The sequence below is a fragment of the Bradyrhizobium sp. P2_E8 genome, assembly GCF_056403875.1.
Window position 1 is genome coordinate 1 of sequence record NZ_JBFUES010000202.1, and the last position, 9257, is coordinate 9257.

A 9257-nucleotide genomic window follows, 5' to 3' on the forward strand; every position below is an offset into this window, starting at 1 on the left:
ATTCGACGCCATGCTCAATGGCGCGGCAGAGGTGGCCGCCAAAGCCGATCTGCTGGTCTGCCCGCCGGTGACCCTGATCGCGGCCTTTGCCGACAAGGCGCGCGGCAAGAAGGTCGCAGTGGGGGCCCAGGATTGCCACCCCAAGGCCTCCGGCGCCCATACCGGCGACATCGCCGCCGAAATGCTGGCGGATGCGGGTGCGACCGCCATCATCGTTGGCCATTCCGAGCGCCGCGCCGACCATGGCGAGGGCGATGCTTTGGTGCGGCAAAAGGCGGAAGCCGCCTGGCGGGCCGGGGTGACGGCGATCGTCTGCATCGGCGAGACGCAAGCCCAGCGCGATGCCGGCCAGACCCTGGACATCCTGCGTGGCCAGCTCGACGGCTCGCTGCCGGACCGTTCTACCGCGGCCAACCTCGTCGTCGCCTATGAGCCAGTCTGGGCCATCGGCACAGGCCTGACCCCCACGGCCCAGGATGTCGAGCAGATTCATGGGTTTATCCGGGAATTCCTGACCTCCCGGTTTAGGGCGGACGGCGCCAAGATGCGGATCCTCTATGGCGGCTCGGTCAAGCCGTCGAACGCGGCCGAGCTGATGGCCGTGAAGAACGTCAACGGGGCGCTGGTCGGTGGCGCCAGCCTCAAGGCGGCCGATTTCCTTGCGATCGCCAAGGGCTGTCCCTAGCTAAACCAAACCGTTGGTCGGGACCCGATCGGGGGTGGCAATGCCGTTTCCGATCGTGTAACACCGCGCAACTTCAGGAAAACCCGCGAAGCGCGATCGGCCGCCGTCTCGGCGCTGTCGGCTTGTGACGGAAGGGCACTATGCAGACTGTTGTCATCGTCATCCATCTCATGATCGTCGCCGTCATGATAGGCGCCGTCCTGCTCCAGAAGTCGGAAGGCGGCGGCCTCGGCATGGGCGGAGGCGCGGGCTTCATGTCGAGCCGCGGCACCGCGAATCTTTTGTCGCGGACGACTGCGATCCTCGCCGCCGGCTTCTTCCTGACCAGCCTGTTCCTGTCCTGGTACGCCGGATACAACCGCGCGCCTTCGTCGATCATTGGCCAGCCGGCATCGCAGGGCCAGCCGGCCGGCGGATCGCCGATTGCACCGCCGACCTCGGGCGGCATCCTGGATTCGCTGAAGAAGGCCGACGAGCAGCAGCAGGCCCCGGCCCCGAGCGGCCCGCAGGTACCTCGTTCGCAATAAAGCAGGGGGGCCATGCAGCGCGGCTTCTACCGTCCTGCATCAACAATCCCCATCAAGGCACTGTCACCACTCTTCGTTCCGGTTCACCCACAGGCCCGCAAAATCTTTGGGGCGGAATACGAATCGCTTTGGCGAATCGAATTCGAGGGATTAGAGGTTAAGTCCCATGGCGCGGTACATATTCATCACCGGCGGCGTGGTTTCTTCGCTCGGCAAGGGTTTGGCTTCGGCGGCACTCGGTGCGCTGTTGCAGGCCCGGGGCTACAAGGTCCGCCTCCGTAAGCTCGACCCCTATCTCAACCTCGATCCCGGAACGATGTCGCCGTATCAGCACGGCGAAGTGTTCGTGACCGATGACGGCGCGGAGACCGATCTCGATCTCGGTCACTACGAGCGCTTCACCGGGCGGCCGGCGACCAAGGCCGACAACATCACGACGGGGCGCATCTACCAGGACATCATCACCAAGGAGCGCCGCGGCGATTATCTCGGCGCGACCATCCAGGTGGTTCCGCACGTGACCAACGCCATCAAGGAATTCGTCCTCGACGGCAATGACGATTACGACTTCGTGCTGGTCGAGATCGGCGGCACCGTCGGCGACATCGAGGGCCTGCCGTTCTTCGAGGCGATCCGCCAGCTCAAGAACGAGCTGCCGCGCGATCATGCCGTTTACATCCATCTCACGCTGCTGCCCTACATTCCGAGCGCTGGCGAATTGAAGACGAAGCCGACGCAGCATTCGGTGAAGGAGCTGCGCTCGATCGGCATTCAGCCGGACATCCTGCTCTGCCGCACCGACCGCGAGATACCGAAGGAAGAGCGGCGCAAGCTCGGGCTGTTCTGCAATGTGCGTGAAAGCGCGGTGATCGAGGCGCGCGACGTCGACAACATCTATGCCGTCCCCGAGGCCTACCACAATGCGGGCCTCGACGACGAAGTGCTCGCCGCTTTCGGCATCGCCTCGCGGATTCCGCCGGAGCTGCGGAGCTGGCAGCAGATCAACGAGCGCGTGCGCAATCCCGAAGGCAACGTCACCATCGCGATCGTCGGCAAATACACCGGCATGAAGGATGCGTATAAGTCGCTGATCGAGGCGCTCTCGCATGGCGGCATCGCCAACAAGGTGAAGGTCAATCTCGACTGGATCGAGAGCGAGATCTTCGAGAAGGAAGATCCCGCGCCGTTCCTCGAGCACGTCAACGGCATCCTGGTGCCCGGCGGATTCGGCCAGCGCGGCGCGGAAGGCAAGATCCGTGCGGCGCAGTTCGCGCGCGAGCGTGACGTGCCGTATTTCGGCATCTGCTTCGGCATGCAGATGGCGGTGATCGAAGCCGCGCGAAATCTCGTCGGCATCGAGGACGCCAACTCCACCGAATTCGGCCCGACCAAGGAGCCCTTGGTCGGCCTGATGACGGAGTGGCTGCGCGGCAACGAGCTCGAGAAGCGCTCGCAGGCCGGCGATCTCGGCGGCACGATGCGGCTCGGTGCGTATCCGGCGGCGCTCAATCGCGGCAGCCGCGTCTCGCAGGTCTATGGCGGCGCGACCGAGATCTCCGAACGCCACCGCCACCGCTACGAAGTGAACACCGCGTACAAGGACCGTCTCGAGCAGCACGGCCTGAAATTCTCAGGGTTGTCGCCCGACGGCGTCCTGCCGGAGATCGTCGAGTACGAGGATCATCCCTGGTTCATCGGCGTCCAGTTCCACCCCGAGCTGAAGTCGCGGCCTTTTGAGCCTCATCCTCTCTTCGCCTCGTTCATTCAGGCGGCGATGGTGCAGAGCCGGCTGGTCTGATGGCTCAGCGCGCGGCGGAGTAGTCGCGCGCGTGATGGATCGGCTCCAACGCGATTCGCGTCGAGGGGGCCGGCGCAAGCGATCCCGTGACGAGCTTCATCTGCGGCCGCCGCGTCAGCTTGTAGACGGCGGCCGGCGGCACGTTCAGCAGGGCGCGATCGACCAGGGTGGCACGTAAGCCCAGCCGATCGAGAATCGGCCGCGGCACCGGRCAGCTCACGCCGTAGGTGAACTGGTAGAAGGCACCGCCGGGGCGGACGTAGCTGAAAGCGCCGCCGACGATGGAGACGACCTTGCGCGTCGACATGTTGAGCAGCGGCAGGCCGCTCACGACCGCGCCGACCGGCGTGCCGTCATAGAGGCGCTCCGTGGTCAGCCGCCCCGCATCCATCCACAACACGCGCGCGTTGGGGAAGCGCAATTGCAGGAGCTTCATGAAGTCGGAGCCGTATTCGATCAGCGTGAGGTCCTGCTGGCGCACGCCGCGTTTCAGGAGCTTGTAGGTGAATGCGCCGGTGCCGGGACCGAGCTCGAGAATCGGGCCGCTCGATGCGGTGATCTCCCGCGTGATCAGATCGGCGAGCGCCGCGCCTGATGGCGCGATCGCGCCGACCCGACGCGGGGCCGACATCCAGGACAGGAAGAAGGAGAGGAAATCGTTGGGCATGCGCACTCCGGCATCTTGGTTGCACCTCGAAAGATCAGAGATGAGGCGGATGCAGTGTCACGGCCGTGCATTGCGACAGCATTGCGCTGTGAGGGGCGCAGTCGGATTGATTCAACCCTGCGGGATTGGGCGCAGCGTTATTCTGAAACAGGCGCCGCCGTCCGGCCCATCCGTGACCGAGACGTGGCCGCCATGCAGGTGCACGATCTCGCGCACCATGTTGAGGCCGAGGCCGGCGCCGCGATCGAGCGGCGTCAGCCGATAGAACGGCTCGAAGATCTGCTCGCGTTGTTCGGCGGGAATGCCGGCACCTTCGTCCGTGACTTCGATGCTCGCGGGTCTGCTGACGCGAATGCCGATGGTGCCGCGGCGAGGGCCGTGCTGAATAGCATTTTGCACGAGGTTGGTCAGCGCGCGTTCCAGCGCGGCCGCGTCACCGATCGTCTCGATCGGCGTCGTGGCTGCATCGAGCGCCAGCTCGTAGCCGGCGGCAATCGCCAGCGGCGCGAGGTCGGCAGCAGCGCCTTGCGCGACCCGGACGAGGTCGACGCGCGCGAACGGATGGCCGCAGCGGTCGAGCCGCTGAATGTCCAGCAACTGCTCGGCAAGTGTCGCCAGCCGCGCGGCATCTTCCAGCAGCCGGGTCTTGTCCGGCCCCGGGGCAAGCGACTCCAGGCGCGTGTTGAGGATCGCGATCGGCGTGCGCAGCTCGTGTGCGGCGTCGGCGACGAAACGCTTGTGGCGGGCATAGCCCTGGTCGAGCCGCGCCAGCGCGTCATTGACCGCGGTCACGAGCGGCACGACCTCCAGCGGAATTCTCTCCACCGACAGGCGCGCGCCGCGCTGATGGATGTCGATGCGACGCGCCTGGTCCGCGGTCGTATCAAGTCCTCTGAAGGCGCGCTGCACGATCACCGGTGTCGCGATGAAGGTCGCGGTTCCCATCAGAAGCAGGCCAGGCAGGGCGATGCCCAGGAATGCAAGCGATGTCATGACCAGCGCCTTGGCGCCGGTCAGCCGGCCCTGCGTCGCCGTGATGACCTGCACATTGCCGGCCTCGGTGTCGACCCGCTTCAGCCGCGCCGCCGGCTTGCGCGGATCGTCCTCGAACATCTGCCAGCCGAGCCGCGCCTGGCTGATCTGGTCGAGGCCGCCGCCGATCGCGGCGAATTCGGCCGGCACGGCACCTTCGGCGAGCGAATGTCCCTGCCGGTCGCGGACCAGGAACCAGAGGTCCGGTGTCTCGCTACGCAATTGTTTGAGCTCGGGCGTCGGCCGCACGGTCAGGCCGCCCTGTGCGTCGCGCGCGAGTGCGCGCTGCACGACGTCGATCACGCGATCCTCGTCGCGCTCGGCGAGCACAAATCCCGACGCGCACAGCGCCCCGACGACGACGGCAACCAGTGCCAGGAGCAGCGCGGCCTGGAGCGAGAGCAGGCGCCAGCTCAGGCGCGAGCGCAGGCAATAGGGATCGTCGTGCCTGCTCATGGCAGCTTCTTCAGGAGATAGCCGACGCCGCGAATGCCGTGGATTTCGATGCCGGCATCCGCCTCGGCGAGCTTGCGGCGGAGCCGCKAAATATGCGTGTCCAGCGCGTTCGACTGGATCTCGTCGTCGAAATTGTAGACGGCCTCTTCCAGCGCCGAGCGCAGCACGGTGCGGCCGAGGCGGCGGATCAGCGCCTCGAGCACCAACAGCTCGCGACGCGGCAGCTCGAACGGCTGGCCGTCGATGCTCGCCTCGCGATGGCCGACATCGAAGGCGAGGCGGCCGGCACGGATGACATCCGGCGTAAGTCCCGCGGGGCGCCGCATCACGGCGCGCAGGCGCGCCAGCAGCTCCTCGACCGCGAACGGCTTGGCCAGATAATCGTCGGCACCGCTGTCGAGCCCGGCGATCCGGTCGGCGAGCTCGCCGCGCGCGGTCAGGACGATGATCGGCACGCCGTCGGCGCGCGCCCGGAGCTTCGGGATCAGTGCAAGGCCGTCGCCGTCGGGGAGCTGGCGGTCGAGCAGGACCGCGACATGGACGTCGGCGGAAATGGCCTCTTCCGCCTCGGCAAGGGTAGGGGCGTGGTCTACCACCATGTCGTAGCGCTTCAGCGCTGACGCCAGCGCGCCGGCCATCTCCGCCTCATCCTCGACGAGCAAAATCCGCATGATCCGGCACCTGGGCTTCAACCAAAGCCATTCTAGCGGCCCGATCATTGCGGCAGCATTGCGGGAGCCGGATGAGGTGCTTTGCCGAAGGGCTGTCTAGCCATGCGCGAAACGCGACGGGGGCGATCGGGCAGGGCGCAAGACACCATCATGGCCAACCGTTATAAGCGGCGGACCTGTTCGGGGAGGAAGTCAGAATGATCTACGAAATGCGCATCTATCGCTGCGTGCCCGGCCGCTTGCCCGCGCTCTTGAAGCGGTTCGAGACGGCGACGCTGAAGATCTGGGAAAAGCACGGCATCCGCCAGGCCGGATTCTTCACCACGCTGATCGGTGAATCCAGCCAGGAGCTGACCTATTTCCTCGCCTGGGAGTCGCTCGCCGAGCGCGAGAAGAAGTGGGGCGCGTTCGTGACCGATCCGGACTGGCACGAGGCGCGGGCGAAGTCGGAGGCGGACGGCCAGATCGTCGGCAATATCGTCAGCCAGCTCCTGACGCCGACCGCTTTCTCGGCGGTGAAATAGCGGCGGCGGCGCCCGCGGAACTTCGGCGCAACCCTGATATTCTGACAGCCCGGGCCGAATGGGGTTGATCCGACCCCGATGGCGGTTATGGTCGCGCGGAAACGAGGGATTTGCCTTGAGCTCTTCGACGTCAGCGGCGCCGGTCGTCACCATTGGCAGGGTCAAATTCGGCAATGATCTGCCGATCTCGATCATTGCAGGGCCCTGCCAGCTCGAAAGCCGCCAGCATGCGCTGGAGGTGGCCTCCGCGTTGAAGGAGATCGCTGCGCGGCTGAACGTCGGCCTCGTCTACAAGACGTCGTTCGACAAGGCCAACCGCACCAGCGCGTCGGCGGCGCGCGGGCTCGGGCTCGCGCAGTCGCTGCCGATCTTCGCCGAAATCAGATCCTCGCTCGGGCTGCCGGTGCTGACCGACGTGCAYGAGGCCACGCAATGCGCAGAGGTTGCGCAGGCCGTGGACATCCTGCAGATCCCGGCCTTCCTGTGCCGGCAGACCGATCTGCTGCTGGCGGCGGCCGCGACCGGTAAGGTCGTCAACGTCAAGAAGGGCCAGTTCCTGGCGCCCTGGGACATGGCGAACGTCGTCACAAAGATCACGAGCGCGAGCAATCCGAACGTGCTCGTCACCGAGCGCGGCGCCTCCTTCGGCTACAACACGCTGGTCTCCGACATGCGCGCGCTGCCGATCCTGGCGCGCACCACCGGTGCGCCCGTGATCTTCGACGCCACCCATTCGGTGCAGCAGCCGGGCGGGAAGGGGACGTCCTCCGGCGGCGAGCGTGAATTCGTGCCGGTACTTGCGCGCGCGGCGGTCGCGGTCGGCGTCGCCGGCGTCTTCATCGAGACCCATCCCGACCCTGATAGCGCGCCTTCCGACGGCCCTAACATGGTGCCGCTGCGCGAGTTCGAAGGGCTGATCCGCAGGCTGATGGCGTTCGACGCGCTCGCAAAGAATCCGCGCTGATGCAGCAAGGCGAGGCGCGGCCGCACGATCACGGTCTGCCGGCCGCGCTCTACGTCATTTCCGGCGCGAGCTTCGCCGCGGCGCTGTCGGCGCGTGCGCTCGATCCGGTGCTGCCGCATGTCGCCGAGGATTTTGGCGTCAGCATCGCGACCGCCGCGGGCTTTGCCGCGGTGTTCGCTTTCACCTTCTCGATCATCCAGCCGATTGTCGGCGCGGCCGCCGACCTGTTCGGTAAGACGCGGCTGATGATCGGCTGCCTCGCGCTGCTCGGCCTTGCCAATATCCTCGGCGCGCTCTCGACCTCGTTCTCGGTTCTGTTTGCGACCCGCATCCTTGCCGGCATAGGCTCCGGCGGCGTGTTTCCGGTGGCGCTCAGCCTGACCAGCGACCTGGTCGGTCCGGAGAAGCGGCAGGTCGCGATCAGCCGCACGCTCGCCGGCGCCATGACCGGCAATCTGCTCGGTGCCTCGGCCTCGGGCCTGATCGGCGACTTCCTCGGCTGGCGCGGCGTGCTGGCGGTGCTCGGCGTGCTCGTGATCGTTGCCTCGATCGCGGTTGCCGCCGGCTTTCGCGGCGCCAAGGTCAAGCATCCGCCGAAGACGAGCCTGTCGGCGCTGAAGGCCGGCTATCGCACCATCTTCACCAACCCCAATGCCTATGTGTGCTATTCGGCGGTGTTCGTCGAAGGCTGCTGCGTGCTCGGCCTGTTTCCCTACATCGCCTCGTTCCTGTTCGAGCTCGGCCAGACCTCGCTCTCGATCGCCGGCATCGTCATCGCGGGCTTCGCGGTCGGCGGCYTGTTCTACACGCTGACGGTGTCGCGCCTGCTGCCGTGGCTCGGCATGAAGGGAATGATGATCGCGGGCATGACGCTGGTGGCCTCGCAGCTCGTCGCTGTGGCTTTCGGTCCGCGCTGGGAAGTGCAGGCGCTGAACCTCGTCGTCATGGGCTGGGGCTTCTACATCGCCCATGGCTGTCTCCAGGTGTTCGCCAGCGAGCTGTCGGTCGAGGCGCGCGCCACCGCGCTGTCGCTGCATTCGTTCTTCTTCTTCATGGGACAGACGGTCGGACCGCTCGCCTACGGCTTCGGCCTCCAGCACGGCGGCAAGATGCCGACGCTGTTCGCAAGCGCCGCGATCATGGTGGTCCTCGGCATCGTCTGCGCCCGGTTGCTCAAGCCGCGTGCACCATCCGACGCGCGCTGAGATTCCATTCGGTCCCTGAAAGGGGGCGCGCCCCACCACGACACCGTCGGCCCCGTATACATGGCACACGAATTGCTTTTATTCTGGGCAAATCGAGGTGCGAGACCGTGGACGCCCAGCCCACCCGTTTGCCCAGCGTAGCCGGCGCGACCCGGTCGGCCGGATATCCCACCAGGCCGCCACTGCGGCGTTTCCTGACCGATTGCTACGAGGAATTCAGGAGCGACGGTTCGGGCGAGCTTGCCGATTACATTCCCGAGCTGAAGCGTGCCAACCCTGATCATTTCGGCATCGCGCTCGTCACCATCGACGGCCATGTCTACGAGGTCGGCGACAGCGCGGTGCCGTTCACGATCCAGTCGGTCTCGAAGGCCTTCGTGTTCGCACTGGCGCTGGAGACGGTGGGCGAGGAGCGCGTCTCGGCCACCATCGGCGTCGAGCCGAGCGGCGAGGCCTTCAATTCGATCCGGCTCACCAACGACAACCGTCCCTTCAACCCCATGGTCAATGCCGGTGCGATTGCCTGCTCGGGCCTGATCTACGAGGTGGACGGCAAGGGCGCTTTCGAACGCGTCCGCTCCAAACTCAGCGAGTTCGCCGGGCGCGAGCTCGGCGTCGACGAGGCCGTGCATGCCTCGGAGACCGCGACCGGCAACCGCAACCGCGCGATCGCGTGGCTGTTGCGCAACTACGCGGTGCTGCCCGACGACGTCGACGCCGTGCTCGAC

Annotated in this window: 10 protein-coding genes; 7 read left to right on the forward strand and 3 right to left on the reverse strand. The window is 66.3% G+C overall.

Features of this window, described 5'->3' with window-relative positions:
* From tpiA to AC1D00_RS13835, 3 genes are all read left to right on the forward strand, one after another.
* A partial coding sequence (gene tpiA, locus AC1D00_RS13825; RefSeq protein WP_477011049.1) for a triose-phosphate isomerase occupies positions 1-685 on the forward strand: 685 nt, incomplete at its 5' end.
* 140 nt (positions 686-825) lie between these two features.
* A complete protein-coding gene (gene secG / locus AC1D00_RS13830; RefSeq protein ID WP_135175226.1) occupies positions 826-1212 on the forward strand; it encodes a preprotein translocase subunit SecG in 387 nt (128 codons plus the stop codon).
* Between the two features lie 166 nt (positions 1213-1378).
* Positions 1379-3010: a CTP synthase gene (locus AC1D00_RS13835; RefSeq protein WP_027545835.1), complete on the forward strand. Its 1632-nt coding sequence runs from the start codon at positions 1379-1381 to the stop codon at positions 3008-3010.
* A 4-nt stretch (positions 3011-3014) separates the two neighbouring features.
* Here AC1D00_RS13835 and AC1D00_RS13840 read toward each other — a convergent pair whose 3' ends face one another.
* The 3 genes from AC1D00_RS13840 to AC1D00_RS13850 form a co-directional block, all read right to left on the reverse strand.
* On the reverse strand, positions 3015-3677 hold the full coding sequence (locus AC1D00_RS13840; RefSeq protein WP_477011050.1) for a class I SAM-dependent methyltransferase: 663 nt from the start codon (positions 3675-3677) through the stop codon (positions 3015-3017).
* A 111-nt stretch (positions 3678-3788) separates the two neighbouring features.
* A complete protein-coding gene (locus AC1D00_RS13845; protein WP_477011051.1) occupies positions 3789-5165 on the reverse strand; it encodes a sensor histidine kinase in 1377 nt (458 codons plus the stop codon).
* Complete coding sequence (locus AC1D00_RS13850) at positions 5162-5836, reverse strand: response regulator (RefSeq protein WP_477011052.1); 675 nt, start codon at positions 5834-5836, stop codon at positions 5162-5164. The genes AC1D00_RS13845 and AC1D00_RS13850 overlap by 4 nt, the downstream gene beginning before the upstream one ends.
* 197 nt (positions 5837-6033) lie before the next feature.
* On the opposite strand from AC1D00_RS13850, the gene AC1D00_RS13855 reads away from it, so the two are divergent.
* From AC1D00_RS13855 to AC1D00_RS13870, 4 genes are all read left to right on the forward strand, one after another.
* On the forward strand, positions 6034-6360 hold the full coding sequence (locus tag AC1D00_RS13855) for an NIPSNAP family protein (protein ID WP_404556633.1): 327 nt from the start codon (positions 6034-6036) through the stop codon (positions 6358-6360).
* A gap of 115 nt (positions 6361-6475) precedes the next feature.
* Positions 6476-7324: a 3-deoxy-8-phosphooctulonate synthase gene (gene kdsA, locus AC1D00_RS13860; RefSeq protein ID WP_135175230.1), complete on the forward strand. Its 849-nt coding sequence runs from the start codon at positions 6476-6478 to the stop codon at positions 7322-7324.
* Positions 7324-8529, forward strand: a complete 1206-nt coding sequence (locus tag AC1D00_RS13865) for an MFS transporter (protein WP_092181203.1) — start codon at positions 7324-7326, stop codon at positions 8527-8529. Before kdsA ends, AC1D00_RS13865 begins: the two co-directional genes overlap by 1 nt.
* A 107-nt stretch (positions 8530-8636) precedes the next feature.
* Positions 8637-9257: glutaminase (locus AC1D00_RS13870; protein WP_477011053.1), on the forward strand; the 621-nt coding region annotated here is incomplete at its 3' end.

Excerpts from the sequence above, each read along its gene's own strand:
- secG (WP_135175226.1), top strand. The coding sequence starts at position 826 with ATGCAGACTGTTGTCATCGTCATCCATCTCATGATCGTCGCCGTCATG.
- AC1D00_RS13835 (WP_027545835.1), top strand. The coding sequence starts at position 1,379 with ATGGCGCGGTACATATTCATCACCGGCGGCGTGGTTTCTTCGCTCGGC.
- AC1D00_RS13845 (WP_477011051.1), bottom strand. The coding sequence starts at position 5,165 with ATGAGCAGGCACGACGATCCCTATTGCCTGCGCTCGCGCCTGAGCTGG.
- AC1D00_RS13855 (WP_404556633.1), top strand. The coding sequence starts at position 6,034 with ATGATCTACGAAATGCGCATCTATCGCTGCGTGCCCGGCCGCTTGCCC.